Genomic DNA, 25,289 nt, shown 5'->3' with positions numbered 1-25,289 from the left:
ATTGAACGGATGTAATGATAAGCAGTTGGAGAAGAATACGTAAGTGGGCTGGGACGTGTGAAGTAGAGATGTACAGTTGATAGATCTAGAATGAGGTGAAATGAGTTATGAGAGTATGGAAGTGTATTTCAAATCAAGAAATGTTTCTTATGCCCCTGCAACCTATTTTATGGATAGAAGGAGGGGGAAAAGGAGAACAGGAGAGTACAGCTGTTCCAAATGTAACAGCAACTTTACAAATTCGTGGCATGGAAGAAGAGAATTTTTCATATCAATTTATTTCTGATTTAGATGGCATTCTCTATATGCAGCTTGAAATTGAAAATAAGGGAGAGGAGGAAATTTCTCACATAATTGTAAGTCACATGATTCGAGATCATTTTTTGTATGTACCTAATACATTAGAGATGAATAAAGGGACAGGAGAATTTTTATTTCAACTTGTTAGATGGCGAATTGAAAAATTGCTTCCTAACGAAAAAGCTCGGTTAGTTTGTCAGATCAAAATAGTAAGACCTAATATTCCTGATACGATGTCATTAAGCGCTACATATACATTTCAGTTTGCAGGAATAACTTACGGGCCTTTGCAAACGACAGAAGCGCGTATAATAAAACGATAAAAGGAACCGTTTCATTGGTTCCTTTTTTTTTAGTGAAGATTGTGTTTTTTTAGTAATTCTTTCTGTTCTATTCCCTTTTTACCAACATAGTTGTTTTTGTATCCAAAATATAGAATGAATAAGAATGACGCGACATTTATAATAGCATCAATTTGATCATGTGTAATAAAGGTTAATCCAAATGATTCAAATAGTAGTTTTAAAGATAAAAGAAATCCTGCAATAAAGCGTATAATGTCCGATAAATTTTCTTTTTTGAACATGATATCCCTCCTTTTTATCAAGCTTATATACTATATATATGAAATAGAATGAAAAACGAATACAAGCTTATAAAAAGAAAAGGTGCGAATTTGTACATTTTTTTGAGGCAAAAAAACATTATTATCATAAAAAACATATAGTATGAGTAAAGGAGGTTATACATGAAGCACAAAGGGAAAATTAGTGGGTTGTTATTAGGAAATACAGTTGCAGTTACAGAGTGGATTGCTTTGCAGGATGTAATTGCCAAAATGGATGCTCGTTCTTTTTGGACTGTACTTATTATTTATATTATACAAATGATACTCAGTTATTATTTTGGGTATCGCTATGATAAAAAGCAAGGGGAGATCCATGAACGGTTAGGAATAAAAAGCAATGAATTTATGATAGATTTTTTTGGGAAAATGGCCGCCTTGTCAGAAAGGAATACCCACAAAGTTACTGTATACATGATTTCCATTTATGAATGGAGCGAATTAATAAGCAATTTACAAGAGAAAAAAATAAATCAGTTAGTAAAAAAAGTAGAAAATATACTTGTAAATACAGTTCGAAAAAGTGATGTTGTGGCATGTTGGGAAGAAAATCAATATGTAATTATAGCGGTTGATAATGGATATGAAAATTCTAGTATAATCAATCGATTTTTAAATAATATAACGAAAGAATTAGAAAATGATATGGTGAATATTACATTTTTATTTGGAGCTGCTAGTTATCCGATAGAAGGAAGAACAATAGAAGAATTATTAAATAAGGCAAAAGCGAATCTATATAAAAATAGGGACTTAAAAAATCATAAAGTGAAACTTTAATCAGTGGGGTTTTCTTCATCCCCCCACTGATTATGAGCTCTCACCTATACTCTTTGCTTCTCTCTGAATCTTAAGGTGGGAGTCTTACTGCCCTAAAATAGTAGGATAAATAATAAGAAGGTGTTTCGTAACAATTTCATCTCTTTTGTTACAAAAAAATGACTTTTTTGTAACAAAAGCCTTTAAAAATACATGCAATCAGCATATAATTGTGATGGATGTATCAAGCTATTTTGCACATTGTTTTTTAATTGAAAGTGTAGAGAGGGGAAAACTCTACACTTTTCCTTTTAAGGGAAAGAAAAGAAAAATTGTAAGTTGTTGCAAGTCGACCTTTACAATGTGTAAAATGAACAAGTAGATTGGTAGAAAGAAAGGGAGAAAGGAAATGGTACAATGATAGACGTAAGGAGTCAGAGCCAGCGAGCGCCTTTCGTCAGGCGACTGGTAATAATTGCTCTCGCAATGAGTACTCTCGCAGCAGGATTTTTCTTGTTTCACTCCTTTACATCGCCTGCGAAGGCTGTAGCAAATCAAGTGAACATCGTTCAAATGGCTAGTGAACAGTCTAAAGTTGAATTAGCTAAGCAAGCACCGGTGAAATTTAATGGACAAGTACGTAAAGTCGCTTATCTAACATTTGATGATGGACCGAGTGAATTTCAAAAAGAAATTTTAGATATTTTAAAGAAAAATGAAATAAAAGCGACCTTTTTCATGATTGGTAGTAATATTTCATCTCATAGTGAGAGTGTGAAACGTTTAGTAAAGGAAGGACATTATCCCGGTGTTCATAGCATGACACATAATTATGCGAAATTGTATAAACAAGGGCAATTTGTAGAAGAGATGAAACAAGCACAAAATATGGTGAAAGATATTACCGGGATTCATCCAAAACTTGTTCGTTGTCCATATGGTAGTATGCCAGGATTAAATCAAAGGTTACGTGATCAAATGGTAGTCGCAGGTATGAAGGAATGGGATTGGACGATTGATTCTTTGGATTGGAAATTACCAGGAAATCCAAATGGTGTAGTGCAAAATGTAATCTCAGGAGCTAATCAAGACCGAGAAGTGATTTTAATGCACGAGAAGAAACAAACTGTACAAGCTTTACAAACAATTATTAATGATCTTCGTAAAAAAGGATATGAGTTTGAAACATATGAGGAATCAGCTCATTTCCCATTAAATTTTTGGCATGATAATCGCATTTAAGTAGGAGGAAAATACGTTGAAGTATAATAAAATAGCAATTGTAACGGCATTATCTACGATTTTATTAGCAGGGTGTTTTGGCCCAAAACCAGAGGAAGAACTATATGTAGCATTTGAAAATGCTGCAAAGCAAGAAAAAACGATGTTTGAAGACGCGAAAAAATTAGAAGCTATGGAAAAAGAAGGACAAGCATTATACACACAAATTGTGCAAGAAGGAAAGGACAATAATCAAGCTGTGAAAGAAAAGCTTACCCAAGCTATTAAAAATACAGAAGAGCGTGGAAAAATCATTAATAAAGAAAAAGAAGCGTTAAAGAAAGCGCAAGAAGAGATGAAGTCAGTTGATAAATATGTAAAAAAAATTGAGGATAGTAAGTTAAAAGAAAAAGCGGATAAAGTGAATCGTACATATGAAAAACGACATGAATCATTTAAAAAGATGTATGACAGCTACATGAAATCATTAAAATTAGAAAAAGAATTATATACAATGTTACAAGATAAAAATGTAAAATTAAAAGCGATTAGTGATAAAGTGAAAACAGTAAATCAATCTTATAAAGATATCGATACTGAAAAAGATAAGTTTAATGAATATACGAAATCATATAATAAAGAAAAAGTCACTTTCTATAAAGAGGCAAAAATTAAAATTAAAGAAGAAAAATAAGGTTTGGCCATATGGCCAAACCTTATTTTTTTGTGTACGTACGTCGATACCACGGAATAGCTTCGCTCAATTTTTTTTCTTGTGTTAAGGCTTCAGGACCGATGAAATTTTGAAGAGTCTTCTTTGCTGTTGTTAAAGAAAGGGTAGTTTTGGGATTACGATAGGAAGATTCAAGAGCACCAAGATGTGGGAGAGTACGAAAATCATCTTTTGTGGGAGGGATATGGAAAAAGTAATCACCTAGACGGATCAAGACGTCAGACTGTTGTTGACTGAAGCGTGGATTTCGAGAAAAATGTAGACCTTCTTTAATCGCCTTTTTTTCAGCAATTAGTCGCTCTAAAGCAACTTTTTTTAACCAATATAAATATTTAGGATTTGTAGCTGCCTTTGCATGACGATTTACAACAAAAATAGATTGAGCTAATTGATTAACAGAATATTGTTTTGGTGAATGAGATTGAGGGTGGGATTGTTTCATTGTATGGATCTCCTTTCTAGTTTTTCACTATTATAGCATAAATAGAATAAGTCATTATTATATACAAAAAATGATTGTGTATATGCTTAATATTAAAGCAATCTTGTTCCAAAAAACAACTATTTTGTATAATAGTGATAGGAAGGGGTTTTAGAAATTTGATTATGAAAGAGTGAAAAAAATGAAAGATATATTGAAACAGCAATATGCCATTATCGATATCGGTTCGAATACGATGAGGTTGGTAATTTATGAAAGGCAAAATGGTGGCTTTTATAAGGAGATTGAAAATATAAAAGTTGTTGCTCGTCTAAGAAATTATTTGCGAGGCGGTCTATTGATAGAAGAAGGCACAAAAATATTACTTCAAACATTGCGCCAATTTCAAGAAAGTACAAGGTTCTATCATATACAAAATGTACTTTGTGTTGCTACAGCGACTATTCGTCAAGCTAAAAATCAAGAGGAAATAAAAAGGGTTGTTGCGAGAGAAACAGACTTTACACTTCGGATTTTGTCTGAATATGAAGAAGCTCGTTATGGGTATTTAGCAGTCATGAACTCCACTTCATTTTGTGAAGGGATTACTGTTGATATTGGCGGAGGAAGTACAGAAGTTACATATTTTAAAGATAGAGAAATTGTAGAATATTATAGTTTTTCATTTGGAGCTCTTTCTTTGAAACAACAATTTATTCAGCATGAGATACCAACTACAGAAGAATTGAAGAAATTGAGAAACTATCTATATGATCAATTTCAAACATTGCCGTGGTTAAGAGGAAAAAAACTACCCCTTATTGCGATTGGTGGTAGTGCTAGAAATTTGGTCAAAATTCATCAAAACTTAATTTCCTATCCTTTAGCAGGCCTACATCTATACAAGATGAAAGAAAAGGATATAAAGGATGTACAAGAAGAGTTGATGAAGCTTTCTTTTGCTGATTTACAAAAGTTAGATGGATTAGCAAAAGACAGAGCAGATACAATCATTCCAGCGGTTGAAGTCTTTCATATTCTCACAAATATAATTGAAGCACCAGCATTTGTATTAAGTAGGAAAGGTTTGCGAGAAGGTGTATTTTATGAAGAATTAACAAGGGGATTTGGAATTTTTTATTATCCAAATGTGATAGAAGAAAGCTTATATTTATTGTCACATGAATATGAAATAAATATGGGTTTTGTTATTCAGCTTATGAAACAAGGAGCGGTTATTTGTAAGCAGCTTGAGCAAGCTGGACTTATTTCTTTATCAGAACAAGATTGGAAAGCGTTTTATCAAGCAGCTAAAGTATTTAATATTGGGAAATATATTGATGAAGAAGCAAGCTGTTTGCATACATTTTATTTGTTAGCGAATAAAACGATTGACGGTATGATGCATAAAGAACGAATTAGATTAGCGCTTATTGCTTCATATAAGTCGAAGGTGTTATTTAAGCAACATTTAGCACCATTTGAAGATTGGTTTGACAAAAATGAACAGAAAAAAATGCGCCTTTTAGGAGCGGTATTGCAATTTTCAGCTGCTTTAAATGTAAGGCAGAGCCAGCTTATCGAAAACATACACATAGAACGAAATAAAGATGCACTTGTATTTCAAGTCTTTTGTAAGCAAGCTGTTTTAGCGGAAATAGTGGAAGCAGAGAAACAAAAAAAGCAGTTAGAAAAAATATTAAAAATGAACATTCAGTTGATATTTACAAAGGAATGTTAAGAAGTACGGATGTCTTTACAAAAATTTTACACTTTAACAAATTGAAATTTGGTACAATAAATGTACATAAATTATATTGAAAAAGTTTCAAGGGGAAGTGTGAATAGAATGGAATTATTGAAGGGGAATAGAGTAAATTTAAATGATACTGCTTATTACAATAATAGAGAGTTAAGCTGGTTAGCTTTTAATGAGCGTGTATTAGAAGAGGCAAAAGATGAGGGGAATCCACTTTTAGAAAGATTGAAGTTTATCAGTATTTTTAGTTCAAATTTAGATGAATTTTTTATGGTGCGTGTTGCCGGATTAAAAGATCAAGTAAAGGCTGGGTTTAATCAACCGGAAAATAAAGCGGGATTAACGCCGAAGCAACAGCTTAACAAGATTGCTATGAAGGCTCATGAATTAATGGAAGTTCAGTATGATACATTTAAAAATGTCATATTACCTGCACTTAAAGAAGAGGGAATTGAACCTTTGAAATTTCAAGATTTAACAAAGGAACAACGTGCGTTTATTGAAGAATATTTTGACGAACAAATTTTTCCTGTTCTAACACCTGTAGCGATTGATGCGTACCGTCCGTTTCCGATGCTTTTAAATAAAAGCTTAAACTTAGCTACTATTCTTTATGATGAAAAGCAAGTCGAAGAGGAAAATCGGACGAAACTTGGCATTGTACAAGTGCCATCATTGCTGGAACGTTTTATTTTTTTACCAAGTGAAGGCCAGAAGCAGAAATTTATTTTGTTAGAGGATGTTATTAGTAGTTTTACTCATAAATTATTTACAGGATATAAAGTATCATCTGTTACACGCTTTCGTATTACACGAAATGCGGATTTAACAATACATGAAGAAGGGGCACGAGATTTATTAAAAGTAATTGAGAAAGAGCTGAAAAAACGGAAATGGGGCGCGGCTGTTCGCTTAGAAGTTGGAGAAGATCATGTTGATGAAAGAGTGTTAACTCTTTTGTATGAAGTATTAGAGGTAAAAGATGAAGATGTGTACATGATAGATGGACCACTGGATTTAACATGTTTATTTTCACTTTATAAAGAATTAGCGCCTTTACATGAACATCTTGTATATCCAGCGCTGATTCCGCAACCGCCACGAGATTTAGCTGATGAAGAGAATGTGTTTGAGAAAGTGGCGGAGCATGATATTTTATTGCATCATCCGTTTGAATCGTTTCAACCTGTTGTTGAGTTTATACGTGACGCAGCAAATGATCCGAATGTATTAGCGATAAAACAAACACTTTATCGTGTAAGCGGAGATTCTCCCATTATTCAAGCATTGAAGACAGCGGCTGAAAAAGGGAAACAAGTAACGGTATTAGTTGAATTGAAAGCTCGATTTGATGAAGAAAATAATGTGCATTGGGCAAAGGAACTGGAACAAGAGGGATGTCATGTCATTTATGGTGTGAGTCACTTGAAGACACATAGTAAAATTACCCTTGTTGTCCGGAGAAAAAACGGAAAAATCGAAAGATTTGTACATTTAGGAACTGGGAATTATAATGATGCTACTGCGAAATTATATACGGATTTTGGCTATATTACATCTAGAAAAGAGTTCGGAGTAGATGCAACAAATTTCTTTAACTATTTAAGTGGCTATACAACAAAACCACATTTTCATCAGATTTCAGTAGCACCTTTTGATATTCGTAAACAATTTATGGACTTGATAGATGAAGAAATTCGTTACCATAAACACTATGGGAATGGACGTATTATTGCAAAGATGAATTCTTTAACAGATAAACCCCTAATTAAAAAGTTATATGAAGCATCACAAGCTGGGGTTCAGGTCGAACTCATTGTTAGAGGAATATGCTGTTTGCGTCCAGGTATTCAAGGAGTAAGTGAAAATATTCGTGTAATTAGTGTTGTTGGACGTTACTTGGAGCATAGTCGCATTTATTATTTCCATCATAATGGTCATGAAAAAGTTTACTTATCTTCAGCGGACTGGATGACACGGAATATGGAAAAAAGAATTGAAATATCTTTTCCAATACTAGAGTTTGAAATGAAAGCTAGAATAAAGGCAATTTTGCAGCTTATTTTAGCTGATAATGTGAAAACTCGTGAACAAAATAAAGACGGTGAATATTATTACGTAATAAATAACAAAGCTGAAAAAATTGATAGTCAAGTGAAATTATTTAAGTTAGCTTATCAAGAGATGGATGCGGAATAAAATATCATATATAAGTTCGTCGTTGTACATATATAGTACTGAAAAAAGGGTATCCTATAACTTTTAAGGTACCCTTTTTTATTTTCTCCTTTCCATATCGTTAGTTAAAAATGTGGATGGAGAAAATAGTTTGTTAAACTTGCATGGTTCATTCATAAATACGGTTATGTTTAGAAATGAACGGGAGATGGTTATTAATAATAGTACGGTTGACAAGAAGCTCCGTAACAAGGATATGGTGCTGGTGGATAAGGTGGATAGAATGGCCGAGGCCCAAAGGCCAATGCCCCGCCAAGTAATCCACCAGCAATTCCAGCTAAAAACGGAACACCAAAAAACGGTAGAAAGCGTGAGTCGCCTGCTGGACCAACAGGTGCTGAACGAACTGGTATGGGCTGATAGTAGGAATACATGTAACAACCTCCTTTATTGGACTCATTGTTATCATATGGGAGAAAAACGTGGATGAGCGAGTACAAGAAAGGATATATGAAAATAGGCGTAAGGGCGTTACCTTTCCGTATGCTGTAATGTGAAAAGGGTGATTTCAGGGCGAGCCATAAATCGAAAGGGAATTCTAGTTCTGCCAAGACCACGGTTCACATAGAGAACTAAGTCATCGATATGGTAAAACCCTTCAATATATTGTTTGGCAAGTGTTGAAGTAACAACGGCTCCTAGAAACGGAATTTGAACTTGGCCGCCATGACTATGTCCAGAAAGTTGGACATTTACTGGGAATTTGGCGACTTTTGATGCTATATCGGGTTCATGAACAAGAACAATTGTATAAATATTATGTTTGATATGTTGTAAAGTTTCTTCAATTTTTGGTTTTCCAAGGAGCATGTCATCAATTCCAACAATAGAGATTTCGGTACCATCGAATAATCGAATTCTCTTTTCTTTGTTTTGAAGCAGTTCAAAGCCAGATTCATTCATAATTTGCTGATAGTACTCCGTGCCATAACCGCCGTGATCGTGATTTCCATAGATTGCAAATTTTCCAAATGGTGCTCTAATATTACGTAAAATAGCAGAGACGAAAGGCGTTTCGCCATATGTTTGATAATTATCTATTAAATCACCGGTAAACAGGACGATATCGGGTGTAGCATCATTTATTTTAGAAACAATGCTGGATAAACGTTGAAGAGAGAAATAATAACCTAAATGTAGGTCGCTAAACTGTATAATCTTCATACCATGAAAGCTGTTAGGGATAAGGGGAGATTGAAGTGTATAGTGTGTAAAAGATAGAAAATTGGGTTCTATATATTTTGCATAGTAATAGCCAATACTAGCTGTAATACAAGTATAAAGGCAAGTGCGTATTCCCGTTTTCATAAAATGTCTTCTTGTCATTTGTTTCATAGAATCACGGATAGGTTTCATGTTTTGAAATAAGGAATATGAATAAAATTCATAATTGGTCACCTCATTATCCTTTCTAGTAAGTTCTTGTACATAAAGATATCAGAAAAAAATAAAAATATAAAGAATTCTATCCGATAAAATGGTAAAATGAATTTGTATTCATTTTTGGAGGAGGGGATAGGGTTGGAACGTAAAGTAGTCGTGATAACAGGTGGTTCAAGTGGAATGGGGAAAGGAATGGCAACTAAATTTGCGAAGGAAGGCACAAGAGTTGTTATTACAGGGCGTACGAAAGAAAAGCTGGACGAAACAAAAAAAGAAATTGAACAATTTGACGGACAGGTTTTAACAGTGCAAATGGATGTTCGAAACACGGAGGATATTCAGCGTATGATTGAATCCATTGATAAGGAATTTGGACGTATCGATGTTTTGATTAATAATGCGGCAGGTAATTTTATTTGTCCGGCAGAAGATTTATCTATTAATGGATGGAATGCTGTGATTAATATTGTATTGAATGGAACGTTTTATTGTAGTCAAGCAGTAGGAAAGTATTGGATTGAAAAAGGGATAAAAGGAAATATCATTAACATGGTAGCTACATATGCATGGGATGCTGGCCCTGGTGTAATTCATTCTGCGGCAGCGAAAGCTGGAGTGCTAGCAATGACAAAAACGTTAGCTGTAGAATGGGGGCGTAAATATGGTATTCGCGTTAATGCGATTGCTCCTGGCCCGATTGAAAGAACAGGTGGTGCAGATAAATTATGGATTTCAGAAGAAATGGCAAAGCGTACCGTGCAGAGTGTTCCACTAGGAAGATTGGGAACACCGGAAGAAATCGCAAGCTTAGCGTTTTATTTATGCTCTGATGAGGCAGCGTACATAAATGGAACATGCATGACAATGGATGGTGGACAACATTTACATCAGTATCCGTTTTAAAGGGATGGGGACATAGATATGAACCGTGATCTATGTATCGTAAAATGTGACGAATTTGTGACATATCAGAAAAAGTATTTACAGAAGAGCTTATATGAGGTATATTTAAGACCTCTTTTTTCTTCATAGTAGAATTGCTAATTCCCCTTAGCATTTTACCCCTCTAATCCCTTCAGGAAAACTGAAGGGATTTTTTATTATTTTTCTATACATACCGTGTTATAATTTTTTGAAAAGTAAAGGGAGGGAAGCAGTTTGATAGATGCATTAGATGTAATGAGTAATTTGGATAAAGTCCTTCCTTATTATCAAGCTATTTTTAGTGCTGATGAACATACAGTAGTTGGATATGAAGTAGTAGGACGTATCCAAACAGAAGAAGGGATACAAAGCCTGTCTTCTTTCTTTCATGATGATTCTGTTCCAAGTGAGTTTCAGCTTGAAGTAGATAATAATATTGTGGCAAAAGCTTTAAATCGATATTTAAAAACAGATCAATCTTTTTTATTGTTTATACACCGAAATGTAAATGTACTAATGAATGATGAGGAAGAAAGTTTACTACAGCTTTTATTGATGTACGAAAAAAAAGGATTAAACTTAAGTAATATTGTTTTAGAAATAACGGAGCATGAGTGTAAGGAAGACATTGAACAATTTAATCATTTGTTAATGTATTATCGTACATATGGCATTCGAATTGCAATCAATAAAGTAGGGACAGGTATGAGTAATTTGGAACGAATTAGTGTGTTAGCACCTGATATTTTAAAAATAGATTTAACAAATTTAAGACAAACAGCCCTTTTACAATCATACCAAGATATTTTGTACTCTCTATCCCTACTTGCAAGAAGAATTGGTGCAACTTTATTATATGAAGAAATTGATGCGTTTTACCAACTGCAATATGCATGGAAAAATGGAGGAAGATATTATCAAGGCGATTATTTGAAAGAGTGTTTGCCAGATTTTATTGAAGCAACTATTTTGAAAGAACGTCTTGGTAATGAGTGTCATCAATTTATTCAACAGGAAAAGAAGAAGTTACAAAAGATTTATCAGCTCACCGAAACATTGCGTGAGCAAGTTGGAAATATTTTATTAAAGCAAAAAAAGAATGGAAATGTGAATGAGTGGCTATTACATTTTAGTCAACATGTATCGCATTTTAGCTTCCGGATCTTTATCTGCAATGAAGATGGTTTTCAGCAATCAGGAAACGTTATGAAAAAAGATGAGGAATGGATTGTTATGCCTGAATATTATATGAAAAATTGGAGTTGGCGCCCATACTTTTTAGAAAATATAATGAAAATGCGATTTGAGAATAAAGCGAGACTTTCCGATTTATATGCAGATATTGAAACAGGAGAAATGGTGCGAACATTTTCCTTTCCGATTGACGACGAACATTTCTTATTTATTGATTTATCGTATGAATTTTTATATGAAGAAGATGTTTTATTTTAATGCACGAAGCAATTCGTGCATTTTTTGTTTGTTTTTATCATAAATTGGTAATAGTGAAAATGGTGATGAAAATGCTGTCTATCATTGTAAAGATTTTACGAACGAAATCATCACTTTCTTTGCATAATCATTGTTACAATGAATACTACAGAGACAAGCTCTTGTAAAGGAAGGTGAGAGAATGAGGAAATATGGAATATGGTTTGTTCTATTTTTGTGTGTTGCCTTTCTAGTTGGGTATAGTGTTACAACGGTTCTTGGGAAAGAAGAAGTAAAAGTAAATCAAAAAGAAATATTTACAACAATTCAAAAAGGATATGAAGCACAATTTTCGATTCGTGGAAAACATTTATCAATGGAAAAAATGTATGAAGTACTGTCACCATATTTTACAAATAACTTCTTACAAGTATTTACGGATGAAAATAGTAATCATGACAAACAAAGTGGTGAATATTTACTTCCTACAAAAGAAGCTCCGTTTAGTTTTTCTTCTCAAACAAAACTAGCTTATAATGAAGAGTACCGTCTTTTATATGTATATGAGCGCGGAAAAAATAAGCAATATCAAATTGTTACGTTACAAAAGGATGATGGAAGATGGAAGTTAGCTGGCTACCATGAAAGTCAGGAACTTTTGACAGAAATAACAAAATCACAAGAGTTAAAAGAACAGGAATAGTGCATGTTGCCTATTCCTGTTCTATGTTTAATAACTGTTGTAATTTCTCAATTTGAAAGCCAGCGACTACTTCTCCATCGACAACAACAGTAGGTGTTGAGTAGGAATCGTAATCATATAATAAACGATCACGAGCAGCTGCATCCTTTTTTATGTTAAATTCTTCAAATGTTATGTTATTATGTTTTAAAAATTCTTTTACAATTGCGCATGGTGGGCAATCAGTTTGAGTATAGACCTCGACTTTTTTCATAATGATTCCTCCTATTTTCTGTTTTTTATTATATTCTCCAGTTTAAAAAACCGCAACAAAGAAGACAAAAGATATTCTTTCTGCTTTTTACCTCTTATTTCGACAAATTTTAGTTGAGTTTCTTGCTAATAACCTTTATCCTAGAGTGTGGGACATTTTTTCTGTTATGACGGATAGAATGAATATAGCTGTAAAACATAATTGATAGGAAGATTAGAGAAAGGAGAGATTTCATGTCTCTACTCCAAGGAATTTTAACTCGACTTGTTAGTCTACAAGAACAAGCTGAAAGCGGTGAAGTAGCACAACGCTATTTCGAAGTGAACGGTGAACGCAAATGTAGCGTGAAATTTTTTGATAAAAGTGAAATGTATGAGCTAGAAGTGTATCAACAAGGTGAAAAACCACAAGTATATCAATTTGATAACATTGATATGGTTGCGATTGAGATTTACGATATCATTTCTTGATACATATAAAAAAGGTATCGCCAAGGGGCATAGCCATCAACTTTAGAGAAGTGCCTCCGATGCTAAAAGCATCGGAGGCACTTTTTTTTTACAACCTTTGAATACACTCCTGTATTTTGGGCATACTCAAACAGAACTTCATATGGCATTTCTTTTAGGAAGCCATTAGAATCTAATCCATTTATTCATTTTCTTAAGTTGATGGTTGTGGCCAACGGAAGGCTGTTTTTTTGTTTTTACTCCCAAGAAAATATTCTGATAATTGTTTTTCAAATAGTTTTAAAAGGAGAAAGATAGGTGATATATAGAATTATGTTAATGTTTAGAAAAAAAGATGGATTATTATGAGCTTGTATATAGTGACTAAAGAACAAATTAAATACTCATTAGATAGTTAGTATAATTAATGTCAAAACAAGATTTTATTCAATCAAAATCATGAAAAGAAGAAATAGATTCCAATATTAGTACAATCATAGCAGGATTAGCAATTGCGTGTATTTTAACAGTTAGTTTAAATATGTTTACTCCACAAGTAATGAATCGAGGCGATGGGGGTTCGCATTCTAATGCGTATGAAAACGGTGGAGGAATTGTAGCAAAAGAAATTTAAATACATTTACAGTAAAAGAAGAACGCTAATCCTTATGATAAGGTGTTTTTCTTTGTGTTTTATTCCGCTACATTTTCCCCTTCTTCATGGGGCCTGTGTATATATTGGAAACTGCATCTAGATTTCGTAACTATTTCCTTGGTCTTTTCAAAAAAAATTTTCACCGTGTTCAGTACAACGATATTTTCCGTGTACGCTAATAACAAATTGTCGTCCCTTAGCGTCAGGATACATTTCATATATCGCTCTACTTTCAATAAATCCTAAGTAAGCATAAATATTCTCTATTAATAACGAGACGCGTTCTTCTTCGTCCGTTCAATCCTCTTCGTCGGCGACTATAAGATACACATGTTCATCGTGTCAATGCATTAGAAGAAATATTGAGACGAGTACGGATAGAAGCGTTATATTTTTTATTTTTGTCCCATATAATAAAATGACGAAAAAGTCTGTCTAATTGGGGGGCGTGACTATATGGACGGGGAGCATAAATTTTATAATGTATCCGAAAGATACATGGACTTTGAAACAGTGTTTACTCGTATTTGTCATTTTATTAAAAGAGATCCGAGGAATTTATACCGGTTATCAATTGGAACTGATTCACAAGCACATCAAAAGGAAACTCGTTTTGTGACAGCGATACATATTCATCGTGTTGGTAAGGGAGCATGGGGATGCTTGCACTATAAAGCTATACATCAAAAATTACCAACATTACGCGAAAAAATATATTTAGAGACACAGCTAAGCCAAGAGATTGCATGTTTATTTACAGCGGAACGGATGCAGAAAATCTGGGATTTATTGCATCCTTATGCTCATGAAGGTGCTGGTTTTGTAATGGAAATTCACTTGGATATAGGAAATGATGGGTTAACGAAAGAATTTATTTCTGATATGACAAGAAAAATAAGAGAGATGGGATTGACTGCTAAAATCAAACCAGATTCTTATGCGGCCTTTAGTTATGCAAATCGATATACAAAATAAAAATGATTTTTTTGTCTATTAAATTAAATAAATATTTTATATAATAAACAAAAGGAAATGATTGTAAGGAGAGGAGTACATGCGAAAAGAATTCGGGTTAACAAATGAAGAAAAAGAGTTACTGTTAGAAGTTTTATTTCAACAAAATTATGCAAGTGAAATTTTAGCTGTTGAGCTGTCAGATATTGAAAGCGGTCTTAAGAAAACAAATATTTCCCAATATAAAAGAATCGCAAGGTTATTTTATAGATTAAAAAATGAAGGTTATTAAGGACTACCAGAAAGGTAGTTTTTTTTTTGAGTTCTATGATAAAATGGTGTATGTATATTATATTTTATAGGAATTCGATACGGATAACATAATGATGTGAAAACGCTGTCATGATATGTAAATAACAGTGGGAAATAAAGTGAAACTTTAATCAGTAGGAGGGATTTTCTTCATCCCGATTGATTATGAGCCATCACCAATCAGGATGTTACGGGCAGCCCTACTCCCACCTATCTTCTTTGCTTCTCTCTGAATCTTGAAGTGGGAATCTTAACTGTCCTAAAATAGCAGGATAAAAAAGGAAATAGAAGGTTTTTCAGGCTGTACGGGAAAGTGTTATGAACAGGAAAAAGGGATAAAAATGGGGGATGTAAAATGATTAGTATTCCGAAAGATGAGTTTCAACAAGTTCTTGTAAAGGATTTAATGATTTCATCAGAAAAGGTAGCACACGTTCAAATTGGTAACAGTTTAGAGCATGCGTTACTTGTTTTAGTGAAGTCCGGATATTCTGCAATTCCTGTGTTAGATCCGATGTATAAATTGCATGGGCTCATTAGTACTGCCATGATTTTAGATGGAATTTTAGGATTAGAGCGCATTGAATTTGAGAAACTTGAGAATATGAAAGTGGAAGAAGTCATGAAAAGAGATATTCCATTTCTTAAGTTAGATGATTCATTTACGAAAGCATTAGGAATGACGATTGATCATCCTTTTATTTGTGTTGTAAATGATGAGGAGTACTTTGAAGGCATTTTAACGCGACGAGCTATTTTAAAGCTGTTAAATAAGAAAGTAAGGCAGTATAATCGGTAGTGAAGGGCAAGCGACTTCGTAGACAAAAAAGAAGTCGCTTTTTTATCGTGCATCTCTGTTAATGATGTATTATATTTAAAAAGAAATAAAGATGAAAGAGTAAGCAAACTTTACACTTATTTCACCATGAAAAATACAAGTTAGACTGTGCATGTTAATAAACATAATGCATATATATTGAGGGTAGATGAGTGTTTCGTCATGTAGTGACAATACGATAGGGATTTTATGTTAGAAAGGTCAGCTTGGATATTCTCCATTGACTTAATGTTTGTTTTATATGTAGGACAAGGAAAGAGGGAGAAAGTTGCAAATCGATGATTTTCAAATGATGGTTGTCTTAGCGCAAGAATCCAATATGAGAAGAGCGGCAGAGCGTTTATTTGTTTCGCAGCCTGCACTAAGTCAACGATTACAATCTATGGAGAAACAATGGGGAATGAAATTTTTTATTCGCTCGCAAAAGGGATTGACAATTACACCAGAAGGGGAAAAAGTAGCTAGTTATGCGAAGGAGATGTTAGAAAGAGAAGAAGCGATTAAGAGTGAGTTAGCAATCTACCACACTGAGACATATGGAACATTGAAAATTGCTGTTGCTTCTGTAATTGGACAATATTGGTTACCTCCTGTTTTGAAAAAATTTGTACAAAAATATCCTTTTGTGAAGATTTCGCTTTTTACAGGTTGGAGTAGCGAAGTGCAAAAGCATTTTTATGAAGGAGACGTCCATGTTGCTATTTTAAGAGGAACGCAAGAATATAAAGGGCACAAACAACAATTATTTGAGGATGAATTATACTTAGTTGATACAGAAATAAAAGATATTTCTATGCTGAAGGATACAAATAGACCTTTTATACAATTTAAAAGTGATTCAACATACTATGGACAAATTCAAAATTGGTGGTACGGGCTATTTTCGAATCCGCCTAAACGTACAATCGTTGTAGATCAGATTGAAACGTGTAAGCAACTTGTTTTAAATGGCATTGGCTATGCTTTGTTGCCTTCTACAGTATTAAAAGAAGTAAAGACAAATACATATAAAACACCTGTACAATTAACAAGAGAAACTTGGCTATTAACAAGTGATTCTGCTAGACAATTAAAGCAAGTGCAAGCATTTTTAGAAATTATAGAAGAAATTCAAAAGGAAAAATAAGATTCTTATCTTGCTACTAGCTCTTTCGTTTGATAGAGTAACAATATAAATGGATTTAGGAGGCAACAAGCATGAAAATGATGGATGCAAATGAAATTATTTCATTTATTCAAAAAAGTGAAAAGAAAACTCCTGTGAAGGTATACATAAAAGGGGATTTAAAAGAGGTAACATTCCCTGGAACTGTACAAGCATTTGTGAACAAAAAAGCGGGTGTGTTATTTGGAGAATGGTCTGAAATTAAGGTGATTCTTGAAGAAAATAAAAAGCACATTGCAGATTATGTTGTGGAAAATGACCGTCGTAATTCTGCAATTCCAATGCTTGATTTAAAAGGTATTAAAGCTCGTATTGAGCCAGGTGCGATTATTCGTGACCATGTCGAAATTGGTGATAATGCGGTTATTATGATGAATGCAACAATTAACATCGGTGCTGTAATCGGTGAAGGTTCTATGATTGATATGAATGCTGTATTAGGCGGACGTGCAACAGTAGGTAAAAACTGTCACGTAGGTGCAGGTGCAGTTCTTGCAGGTGTTATTGAGCCACCTTCTGCTAAACCAGTTATCGTTGAAGATGATGTTGTAATTGGTGCCAATGTAGTTGTTTTAGAAGGTGTGACAGTAGGAAAAGGTGCGGTTGTTGCAGCGGGTGCGATTGTAACAGAAGATGTACCTCCATATACAGTAGTTGCAGGGACGCCAGCACGTGTCATTAAAAAAATTGATGAGAAGACAAAGGCAAAAACAGAAATTAAGCAAGAGCTTCGTCAATTAAACCCAGAAAAATAAAAAAGCAAAAAGCGTAAGGGAATGAAGAGGCCCTTACGCTTTTTATAAATGGCGGTGTAGACATGACAATCAGTAAATTTGTACAAATCCGTAGGGATTTACATCAAATTCCTGAATTAGGATTTCAAGAGTGGAAAACACAGCAATATATTTTAAATTATATTGAGACGCTTCCTAACGAACATATTGAAGTAAAGACATGGAAAACAGGGGTTATCGTTAAAGTCAAGGGAAAGAATCCGGTAAAAACAATTGGTTACCGCGCGGATATGGATGGTTTGCCAATTGTAGAGGAAACAGGATATGAATTCGCTTCGACTCATGAAGGAATGATGCATGCGTGCGGTCATGATTTTCATACTACAATTGGTTTAGGATTGCTTACCGCCACTGTAAATGACAGAATAGATGATGACCTTGTTTTTCTATTCCAACCTGCTGAAGAAGGGCCTGGCGGAGCACTTCCTATGTTAGAAAGCGAAGAATTAAAAGAATGGAAACCAAATATGATTCTTGGGCTTCATATTGCACCAGAATATCCAGTCGGAACGATTGCTACAAAAGAAGGGTTACTCTTTGCAAATACATCCGAATTGTATATTGATTTAAAGGGAAAAGGTGGACATGCGGCATACCCACATATGGCGAATGATATGATTGTTGCAGCTAGTCATCTTGTGACCCAGCTTCAATCTGTAATTAGTCGTAATGTGAATCCATTGGATAGTGCAGTGATTACAATTGGTAAAATTACAGGTGGAACCGTTCAAAATATAATTGCAGAAAAGTCGCGTTTAGAGGGGACAATTCGAACATTATCTGTTGAATCAATGAAGCGAGTGAAAGATAGAATCGAAGCGATTGTTGCTGGGATTGAGGCTGCATTCCAATGTGAGGCGGTTATTGATTATGGTGCAATGTATCATCAAGTATATAATCATGAAGCATTAACCAAAGAATTTATGGAGTTCGCTTCAAAAGATACGAATATGAATGTGGTTACTTGCAAGGAGGCTATGACGGGAGAAGATTTCGGATACATGCTTCGCGATATTCCAGGATTTATGTTTTGGCTTGGTGTCGATTCTGAATATGGTTTGCATCATGCGAAACTAAAGCCAAATGAAGCGGCAATTGATCGAGCAATTGAATTTTTAAATCAATATGTCAAATGGAAAGGGAACAGGAGGTAGACCTGTTCTTTTTTTACGGCACGATTTTAAAGAGCGATCCTCGGTGAAGTAGATAAAGGATTTTAAAAATATGTTCTATGAAAAATTAGAATGGGAGTAAATTCGGTATATTAGTTAGCAAAGAAGCGATATGTTTTGCTTTACTTTACTTTTTATATAAAACGTGTGTAAAATCAATGTGATACATTGAAAAAGGGTGGGGAGTCAGGTGCAAATCAGTAGTGCAATATTATGTTTCTTTCTGTATACATACGTTATTATTGCTGCGATATATTTCGGTATCAGCTTTTACGCATATCGCTTAGCTAATAAAGTTGAATATAAAGAAACATACCAGTGGGTGAAGAAATACTTATCCCCTGTACTAGAAATTATGAATGGCTTTGTTCTTTTTTTATTTATTGGATTAGTTGCGTTTTCAACAAGTTTCGTCGGAAATAAGGCAACTTTATTTGGAATTGGTATTATTATTTTTATGCTGTTAGGGGTTCGAATTGGGAATGCTGTGTTTTGGAATGAACAGAAAATTGATGGTTGGACAGGGATGTTTATTCCATGTATGCTTGCTGCTATCGTTACAAATATAGAACATGAATATTACCAGCTTCATTTTTGGTTAATTATTGTTTTAACAATTCTCTCTGTTTTATATATAAGCACTGCGTTTTTGACGTACTGTGCAAATGAAAAAGGGGATCAAAAGGGTGTTCGCTTTTTTAGAAGGAGAGCACTATTTTGGAGTGTGCCAACAATGTTTGTAATAGTGGTTATTGCAGTAATTATGAACGGTCATCATTTTGAAGGATGGCAACTATTTTTCGGAACATGGTGGATATTTATCATTTCCTTTTTGGCTTTTTTAGGAGCGACACATTATTTATTTCATCAACATCACTATATGTGGGCACTTTTATTTGCTTTTGCGCAACTGTTGTTTGCATTTTTTGGTCAAGAAACATTAGTATTCGTTTTTCAAACGTTTAGTTCGTTTGGGAATATTTTTGTATTTGGAATGCTAGTCTGTAGTATTTCATTGTATGTACAACAATATTTTTACATACAAAAGCAGTAGTAGTGGGCAAGGTTCGCTAGTGAAAATAAAGTATGCTACAATAAAATGAAGTTGGATTTGATGTTATTGGAGGAATTCATGTGAGTGAAAAAGAGAAAGAGTTTGCTGTCATTGGACTTGGACGTTTTGGAGGCAGCATTTGCCGTGAATTAGCACAACTAGGTATGGAAGTAATGGCCATTGACTTAGATGAAGATAAAATTAATGAATTTGCAAATATTGCGTCCCATGCAGTAATTGCAGATTCCACAGATGAAATGGTCTTAAAAAGTCTTGGTATCCGCAACTTTGATCACGTTGTTGTAGCAATTGGAGACAACTTAAATGCTAGTATTTTAACAACACTTATTTTAAAAGAATTAGGAGTAAAAAATATTACTGTAAAAGCTCAGAATGATTATCATGAAAAAGTATTAAGTAAAATAGGGGCAGATCATATTGTTCATCCTGAGCGTGATATGGGAAAACGTATTGCAAATAATATTGCTTCTAGCAACGTATTAGATTATTTAGAGCTTTCAGATGAACATAGTATTGTAGAAATAATTGCTAATAAAAAAATCGATGGTCATTCGTTAATCGAACTGGATATTCGTGCGAAATTTGGCTTGAATATCGTAGCGATAAAACGAGGTAAAGAAGTGATTGTCTCGCCGCGAGCTACTGAAAATATCCAGTCTGGGGATATTTTAATTGTGATTGGCCATGATGACGAAGTAGATCGTTTCAAGCATTTCTTACGATAGAAAGAATCGTATGAAAAAAGGTTTGGCTGTAGATAAGGTCACGAAAAAATCCACTGTATAATAAAAAGAGTCTATCACCTCTATATAGGTGATAGACTCTTTTTTTGTAGTGACTGTTTCATTGGATTGTTATCATTTTAACATAAATGAAGAAAGACCAATTTGCTATACAAATTGGTCTTTTCACTCTTATGATATGTTCCATTAAAATAAGACTATTTCTGTTGGAACATGTTTTTTATATTTCCATAATGATTGGTAAAATCATTGGACGGCGCTTCGTCTTTTCATATAGGAATGGAGCTAATGTATCTGTAATTTCATTTTTAATTTCAGACCATTGTGTTGTCTTTCGTTCCATCACCTTTTCTAGATGTGTTGTAATTAATGTTTGTGCGTCATTAATTAAATCGCTACTTTCACGCATATAAACGAATCCACGAGAGATAATGTCAGGCCCTGCGGCAATTTTAAATTCTTTCATATCAATGCTGACAACGACGATTACAAGTCCTTCTTCTGAAAGAATACGACGGTCACGTAATACGATATTTCCGATGTCGCCAATTCCATTTCCATCAATATAAACAGACCCTGATGGGATTTTTCCAGCAATATTTGCTTCATCTGAACGCAAGGCGAGTACATCACCATTGTCCATGATAAAACAATTTTCTTCAGGAATACCACAATCATTTGCTAAGCTCATATGCATGCGTTGCATACGATATTCACCGTGAATAGGCATGAAATATTTCGGTTTAATGAGACGTAACATAAGTTTTTGTTCTTCTTGTCCGCCGTGTCCGCTCGTATGAATATTGGTAAGTTTACCATGGATGACCTCAGCACCAGCACGGTATAACATGTTGATTGTACGGCTTACACTAACTGTATTTCCTGGAATAGGAGAAGAAGAAAATACAACCGTATCCCCAGGAATAATTTGGATTTGACGATGTGTGCCGTTGGCAATGCGAGAAAGTGCCGCCATTGGTTCACCTTGACTACCTGTGCATAAAATAACAATTTGGTTAGCAGGTAGTTTATTGATTTGAGCTGCATCGACGAATGTATCTTTTGGACAACGAATATAACCAAGGTCTTGTCCGATTTGAATGGCAGCTTCCATACTTCGACCGAATACAGCTACCTTGCGATTGTTTTCAACAGCAGCTTCGACAACTTGTTGTAAACGGTGGATATTAGATGCGAAAGTAGCAAAAATAATACGTCCTTCTACTTTGCGGAAAATATCTTGAATGCTATCACCAACGCGACGTTCAGACATTGTAAAGTTAGGAACTTCGCTATTTGTGCTATCGGATAATAGGCAAAGTACACCATCTTTACCGATTTCAGCCATTTTCGTTAAATTTGCTGGCTCACCAACTGGTGTGAAATCAAATTTAAAGTCTCCCGTATGAACAATTTGCCCCTGTGGTGTTTTCACAACAACGCCAAATGAATCTGGAATGCTATGTGTTGTACGGAAGAAGGAAACAGACGTTTTTTTAAATTTAATTACATCATCTTCTTGAATTTCGTAAAGTTTTGCTTTACGAAGTAAACCGTGCTCTTCTAATTTATTTTTAATTAGGGCAATCGCTAATTTCCCTCCGTAAATTGGAACATTTACTTGGCGTAATAAGTAAGGGATTCCACCGATATGATCTTCATGACCATGTGTGATGAAGACGCCCTTAATTTTATCTTCGTTTCGTACAAAATAAGTGTAATCAGGGATCACATAGTCGATCCCGAGAAGTTCGTCTTCTGGAAATTTAATTCCAGCATCAATTATAATAATTTCATCTTGAAATTGAACAGCATATGTATTTTTGCCGATTTCGCCCAGTCCACCAAGAGCGAATACGGCAACCTGATCGTTTTTTAGAAATTTCATAAATTATACGATCTCCGTTAGTTTTAAATCAGCATTTTGCTTTTCGTATTCAAGATGAGCGCCAGTCACTGACTGAACAAACTCAATGTTATATGCGAACTTTTTTAATTTTGCACGAACGTCTCTTTCAGAGTCAGCCTCTAAATATAGAACTTTTGTATTTTCACGTACTGGAACCTCAGTCATTTTTTCTTGATAAAATACTTTAAAAATCATTGGAAAAACCTCTCCTTGTCTATGTTTTGCATAATCTATTACCTATTATAAAGCAAATAGTCATGTTTTTCATGTTTTTTCGAATGGGAATGAAGAAAAAGCCCGAAATGGGCATGATTTAAGCCATTGTTTTTTTTCGTACTAAATCATTTAAATAGCGTTTTAGCTTTTTCTTCAATTTTTTTAGCATAGCTGCTCCTTCCTTTCCTTATTGTAAAACATACACATATATTCATCGGGTTTTCTTACATTATCTTATTCATCGTTTCTCGTTTAAGTGCTAGCTTGAATAGTACGTCATGATTGACAGTCATTTCACTCGTTATGTGTATAGTATGAGAAAGATGAGAAAAGAAAATTCATTTAGAAAAACCTCGATACTCGTTCTCATTAATACATATGTATGACAGGGATAAAGTTAGGAAGCGAATGCTTACTTTAAAGATGGTTAATATGTTATACTTTTTTTTAGTATTTTAAAAGTGATAGTAAAGTTAGAAGTATATAAGAAGTGGAAAGGGTTTTGATAAATGAATGATAAAATTGTCTTTTTTGATATTGATGGAACATTGTTAGATCATGATAAAAAAATTCCGCAATCTACAAGAGAAGCAGTGCGTACTTTACAAGAAAAGGGAGTCCATGTAGCAATTGCAACGGGACGTGCTCCGTTTATGTTTGAAGATATCCGTCATGAGCTCAATATTCATAATTATGTTAGTTTTAATGGTCAATATGTTGTATTTGAGGATGAGGTCATCTTTAAAAATCCACTACGCTCAGAAACGCTTCGTAAATTTACAACATTTGCAAAACAAGAAGGGTATCCACTTGTTTATTTAGACGATCAAGATATGAAAGCAACGGTAGAATATCATGATTATGTAAAAGAAGGTTTTGGGAGTTTGCAATTTGAACACCCAGTATATGAGCCTAATTTTCATGAAAATCGTGATATTTATCAAACGCTTGTTTTCTGCCAAGCAGGTGAAGAAGAAAAGTTTATTCATGATTATCCAGATTTTCATTTTATTCGTTGGCACGCATATTCAATGGATATTATTCCTAATGGAGGTTCAAAAGCGAAAGGAATCGAAAAGTTTATTGAGAAATTAGGATTTCAGAGAGAACAAGTGTATGCTTTTGGGGATGGACTGAATGATTTAGAAATGATTGAAGCAGTTGGAACAGGAATTGTAATGGGAAATGGTCATGAAGAGCTGAAGAAACTTGCAAATTATGTAACAAAAGATGTGAGTGAAGGCGGGATTCATCATGGGTTACAGTGGGCTGGTTTAATTTAAAATAGAGATAAAAACTGTTTCATAGAGAACGATTGGATAAGAATGAAAAAGCAGAAGCGTAGCTTCTGCTTTTTAGCGTTCAAGAGGTTTTGCGTTTTCAGGAACAGCAAAAGGATTATCTTGATTAATATGATCATAGAACATGACGCCATTTAAATGATCGATTTCATGTTGGAAGACAATCGCTGGTAAGCCTTTTAACCGTAATTTTACTTCTTCTCCATCAACAGTTGTTGCTTTCACTGTAATTCTTGCATAGCGAGGAACATATCCAGGTACTTCACGATCAACAGATAAACACCCTTCGCCAGCTGGTAAGTATGTACGTTCAACGGAATGACTAATGATTTTTGGATTGAACAATGCATAGCTATATAATGTTTCATTTGTATCCGTAACATGAATCGCAATCATTCTTTTCGAAATACCAATTTGTGGAGCCGCTAATCCAATCCCTGGGCGCAAATTATATTTTTCAACCATTTCCGGGTTTTGACTGTTTATGACAAACTCAATCATTTCTTTTAGTGTCTGTGTATCTTCTTCGCTAGCTGGCAGCTGTACTTCTTCTGCTACTGTTCTGAGAATCGGATTTCCTTCACGAATTACATCGTTCATTGTAAGCATTGTAATCTCTCCTTTCTCCTTAAGTCTACCAAAGGAAATAAAAAAAGTCATGGTAAAGCATATGTAGTACATTGCGAACAGAGTGTCTTGTTCAAAACTTCAATTCCTTGAAGGAAAAAAGGCCCCAAAAGTCACGTTTCACTGACTTTTGGGACACCTCTTTTTCATAGTTGTTGTGTCTTACATTAACGAATACAAGCAGCACCAACGATAATTAAAAGGATAAACAATACAACGATTAAAGCAAAACCGCGTCCAGATCCGCCGCAAGAACCGCCGTAGCCGTAAGAAGGGTATGAGCAAGTTGGATAACAATATGTGTATCCGTACATATATATGACCTCCTT

Annotated in this window: 28 protein-coding genes and 1 pseudogene; 19 read left to right on the top strand and 10 right to left on the bottom strand. The window is 34.3% G+C overall.

Annotated elements, in window-relative coordinates; genetic code table 11:
• Nucleotides 1-107 precede the first annotated feature (107 nt).
• Complete coding sequence (locus BCER98_RS13670; protein WP_012095159.1) at nucleotides 108-623, top strand: hypothetical protein; 516 nt, start codon at nucleotides 108-110, stop codon at nucleotides 621-623.
• A 29-nt stretch (nucleotides 624-652) separates the two neighbouring features.
• Here BCER98_RS13670 and BCER98_RS13665 read toward each other — a convergent pair whose 3' ends face one another.
• The gene (locus BCER98_RS13665; protein WP_012095158.1) at nucleotides 653-886 is read right to left on the bottom strand and encodes a phage holin; all 234 of its coding nucleotides are present in this window, start codon (nucleotides 884-886) and stop codon (nucleotides 653-655) included.
• Nucleotides 887-1,048: 162 nt separating this feature from the next.
• Here BCER98_RS13665 and BCER98_RS13660 point away from each other — a divergent pair, with 162 nt between their 5' ends.
• The 3 genes from BCER98_RS13660 (at nucleotide 1,049) to BCER98_RS13650 (ending at nucleotide 3,599) form a co-directional block, all read left to right on the top strand.
• Nucleotides 1,049-1,705, top strand: a complete 657-nt coding sequence (locus tag BCER98_RS13660; protein ID WP_012095157.1) for a GGDEF domain-containing protein — start codon at nucleotides 1,049-1,051, stop codon at nucleotides 1,703-1,705.
• A 396-nt stretch (nucleotides 1,706-2,101) separates the two neighbouring features.
• On the top strand, nucleotides 2,102-2,926 hold the full coding sequence (locus BCER98_RS13655; RefSeq protein ID WP_012095156.1) for a peptidoglycan-N-acetylglucosamine deacetylase: 825 nt from the start codon (nucleotides 2,102-2,104) through the stop codon (nucleotides 2,924-2,926).
• Between the two features lie 16 nt (nucleotides 2,927-2,942).
• Complete coding sequence (locus BCER98_RS13650) at nucleotides 2,943-3,599, top strand: YkyA family protein (protein ID WP_012095155.1); 657 nt, start codon at nucleotides 2,943-2,945, stop codon at nucleotides 3,597-3,599.
• Between the two features lie 22 nt (nucleotides 3,600-3,621).
• Here the strand turns inward: BCER98_RS13650 and BCER98_RS13645 are convergent, their stop codons facing one another.
• Entirely contained in the window at nucleotides 3,622-4,080 is a 459-nt protein-coding gene (locus BCER98_RS13645; protein ID WP_012095154.1) for a YkyB family protein, read from the bottom strand.
• A 181-nt stretch (nucleotides 4,081-4,261) separates the two neighbouring features.
• Here BCER98_RS13645 and BCER98_RS13640 point away from each other — a divergent pair, with 181 nt between their 5' ends.
• Entirely contained in the window at nucleotides 4,262-5,800 is a 1,539-nt protein-coding gene (locus tag BCER98_RS13640; RefSeq protein WP_012095153.1) for a Ppx/GppA family phosphatase, read from the top strand.
• Between the two features lie 108 nt (nucleotides 5,801-5,908).
• The gene (locus BCER98_RS13635; RefSeq protein ID WP_012095152.1) at nucleotides 5,909-8,017 is read left to right on the top strand and encodes an RNA degradosome polyphosphate kinase; all 2,109 of its coding nucleotides are present in this window, start codon (nucleotides 5,909-5,911) and stop codon (nucleotides 8,015-8,017) included.
• A gap of 194 nt (nucleotides 8,018-8,211) precedes the next feature.
• On the opposite strand, the gene BCER98_RS13630 is transcribed toward BCER98_RS13635, so the two are convergent.
• Nucleotides 8,212-8,430: a hypothetical protein gene (locus tag BCER98_RS13630; protein WP_012095151.1), complete on the bottom strand. Its 219-nt coding sequence runs from the start codon at nucleotides 8,428-8,430 to the stop codon at nucleotides 8,212-8,214.
• 97 nt (nucleotides 8,431-8,527) lie between these two features.
• Nucleotides 8,528-9,391: a metallophosphoesterase gene (locus tag BCER98_RS13625; RefSeq protein ID WP_012095150.1), complete on the bottom strand. Its 864-nt coding sequence runs from the start codon at nucleotides 9,389-9,391 to the stop codon at nucleotides 8,528-8,530.
• A gap of 186 nt (nucleotides 9,392-9,577) precedes the next feature.
• On the opposite strand from BCER98_RS13625, the gene fadH reads away from it, so the two are divergent.
• From fadH to BCER98_RS13610, 3 genes are all read left to right on the top strand, one after another.
• Complete coding sequence (fadH, locus tag BCER98_RS13620) at nucleotides 9,578-10,342, top strand: 2,4-dienoyl-CoA reductase (protein WP_012095149.1); 765 nt, start codon at nucleotides 9,578-9,580, stop codon at nucleotides 10,340-10,342.
• A gap of 255 nt (nucleotides 10,343-10,597) precedes the next feature.
• Entirely contained in the window at nucleotides 10,598-11,815 is a 1,218-nt protein-coding gene (locus BCER98_RS13615) for an EAL domain-containing protein (protein ID WP_012095148.1), read from the top strand.
• Nucleotides 11,816-11,996: 181 nt separating this feature from the next.
• Nucleotides 11,997-12,497 (top strand): DUF3993 domain-containing protein, encoded by a 501-nt coding sequence (locus BCER98_RS13610; RefSeq protein WP_012095147.1) that lies wholly within the window; start codon nucleotides 11,997-11,999, stop codon nucleotides 12,495-12,497.
• 10 nt (nucleotides 12,498-12,507) lie between these two features.
• On the opposite strand, the gene BCER98_RS13605 is transcribed toward BCER98_RS13610, so the two are convergent.
• The gene (locus BCER98_RS13605; protein WP_012095146.1) at nucleotides 12,508-12,750 is read right to left on the bottom strand and encodes a glutaredoxin family protein; all 243 of its coding nucleotides are present in this window, start codon (nucleotides 12,748-12,750) and stop codon (nucleotides 12,508-12,510) included.
• A 233-nt stretch (nucleotides 12,751-12,983) separates the two neighbouring features.
• On the opposite strand from BCER98_RS13605, the gene BCER98_RS13600 reads away from it, so the two are divergent.
• Nucleotides 12,984-13,220, top strand: a complete 237-nt coding sequence (locus tag BCER98_RS13600; RefSeq protein ID WP_000055151.1) for a YkuJ family protein — start codon at nucleotides 12,984-12,986, stop codon at nucleotides 13,218-13,220.
• Nucleotides 13,221-13,980: 760 nt separating this feature from the next.
• Here BCER98_RS13600 and BCER98_RS23740 read toward each other — a convergent pair.
• Nucleotides 13,981-14,136 (bottom strand): annotated as a pseudogene (locus BCER98_RS23740) (DUF6572 domain-containing protein); the annotation flags it as partial.
• A gap of 174 nt (nucleotides 14,137-14,310) precedes the next feature.
• Between BCER98_RS23740 and BCER98_RS13595 the strand changes: the two are divergent.
• The 8 genes from BCER98_RS13595 (at nucleotide 14,311) to BCER98_RS13560 (ending at nucleotide 20,889) form a co-directional block, all read left to right on the top strand.
• Complete coding sequence (locus tag BCER98_RS13595; protein ID WP_012095144.1) at nucleotides 14,311-14,829, top strand: ribonuclease H-like YkuK family protein; 519 nt, start codon at nucleotides 14,311-14,313, stop codon at nucleotides 14,827-14,829.
• 79 nt (nucleotides 14,830-14,908) lie between these two features.
• On the top strand, nucleotides 14,909-15,100 hold the full coding sequence (gene abbA / locus BCER98_RS13590) for an antirepressor AbbA (protein ID WP_012095143.1): 192 nt from the start codon (nucleotides 14,909-14,911) through the stop codon (nucleotides 15,098-15,100).
• A gap of 375 nt (nucleotides 15,101-15,475) precedes the next feature.
• Nucleotides 15,476-15,919, top strand: coding sequence for a cyclic-di-AMP-binding protein CbpB (cbpB, locus tag BCER98_RS13585; protein WP_012095142.1), 444 nt, complete (start codon nucleotides 15,476-15,478; stop codon nucleotides 15,917-15,919).
• Between the two features lie 307 nt (nucleotides 15,920-16,226).
• The gene (locus BCER98_RS13580) at nucleotides 16,227-17,084 is read left to right on the top strand and encodes a LysR family transcriptional regulator (RefSeq protein WP_012095141.1); all 858 of its coding nucleotides are present in this window, start codon (nucleotides 16,227-16,229) and stop codon (nucleotides 17,082-17,084) included.
• 71 nt (nucleotides 17,085-17,155) lie between these two features.
• Nucleotides 17,156-17,878, top strand: coding sequence for a 2,3,4,5-tetrahydropyridine-2,6-dicarboxylate N-acetyltransferase (dapD, locus tag BCER98_RS13575; protein WP_012095140.1), 723 nt, complete (start codon nucleotides 17,156-17,158; stop codon nucleotides 17,876-17,878).
• A 62-nt stretch (nucleotides 17,879-17,940) separates the two neighbouring features.
• Nucleotides 17,941-19,071, top strand: a complete 1,131-nt coding sequence (locus BCER98_RS13570) for an N-acetyldiaminopimelate deacetylase (protein ID WP_012095139.1) — start codon at nucleotides 17,941-17,943, stop codon at nucleotides 19,069-19,071.
• 208 nt (nucleotides 19,072-19,279) lie between these two features.
• Nucleotides 19,280-20,143: a cytochrome c oxidase assembly protein gene (locus tag BCER98_RS13565; protein ID WP_012095137.1), complete on the top strand. Its 864-nt coding sequence runs from the start codon at nucleotides 19,280-19,282 to the stop codon at nucleotides 20,141-20,143.
• A gap of 80 nt (nucleotides 20,144-20,223) precedes the next feature.
• Nucleotides 20,224-20,889 (top strand): potassium channel family protein, encoded by a 666-nt coding sequence (locus tag BCER98_RS13560; protein WP_012095136.1) that lies wholly within the window; start codon nucleotides 20,224-20,226, stop codon nucleotides 20,887-20,889.
• Nucleotides 20,890-21,127: 238 nt separating this feature from the next.
• On the opposite strand, the gene rnjA is transcribed toward BCER98_RS13560, so the two are convergent.
• Together rnjA and BCER98_RS13550 are read right to left on the bottom strand one after the other, a co-directional pair.
• Nucleotides 21,128-22,795: a ribonuclease J1 gene (gene rnjA / locus BCER98_RS13555; protein WP_012095135.1), complete on the bottom strand. Its 1,668-nt coding sequence runs from the start codon at nucleotides 22,793-22,795 to the stop codon at nucleotides 21,128-21,130.
• A 3-nt stretch (nucleotides 22,796-22,798) separates the two neighbouring features.
• Nucleotides 22,799-23,011: a DNA-dependent RNA polymerase subunit epsilon gene (locus BCER98_RS13550; protein ID WP_012095134.1), complete on the bottom strand. Its 213-nt coding sequence runs from the start codon at nucleotides 23,009-23,011 to the stop codon at nucleotides 22,799-22,801.
• Between the two features lie 530 nt (nucleotides 23,012-23,541).
• On the opposite strand from BCER98_RS13550, the gene BCER98_RS13545 reads away from it, so the two are divergent.
• On the top strand, nucleotides 23,542-24,315 hold the full coding sequence (locus BCER98_RS13545) for a Cof-type HAD-IIB family hydrolase (RefSeq protein ID WP_012095133.1): 774 nt from the start codon (nucleotides 23,542-23,544) through the stop codon (nucleotides 24,313-24,315).
• 72 nt (nucleotides 24,316-24,387) lie between these two features.
• On the opposite strand, the gene def is transcribed toward BCER98_RS13545, so the two are convergent.
• Together def and BCER98_RS13535 are read right to left on the bottom strand one after the other, a co-directional pair.
• On the bottom strand, nucleotides 24,388-24,942 hold the full coding sequence (gene def / locus BCER98_RS13540; RefSeq protein WP_041809956.1) for a peptide deformylase: 555 nt from the start codon (nucleotides 24,940-24,942) through the stop codon (nucleotides 24,388-24,390).
• 185 nt (nucleotides 24,943-25,127) lie between these two features.
• The gene (locus BCER98_RS13535; protein WP_000274566.1) at nucleotides 25,128-25,274 is read right to left on the bottom strand and encodes a YjcZ family sporulation protein; all 147 of its coding nucleotides are present in this window, start codon (nucleotides 25,272-25,274) and stop codon (nucleotides 25,128-25,130) included.
• Nucleotides 25,275-25,289: the final 15 nt, after the last annotated feature.

The sequence above is a fragment of the Bacillus cytotoxicus NVH 391-98 genome (assembly GCF_000017425.1).
Classification (GTDB): domain Bacteria; phylum Bacillota; class Bacilli; order Bacillales; family Bacillaceae_G; genus Bacillus_A; species Bacillus_A cytotoxicus.
Note: the sequence above shows the minus strand (reverse complement) of the source record. Positions and strands in the feature narration are given on the sequence as shown.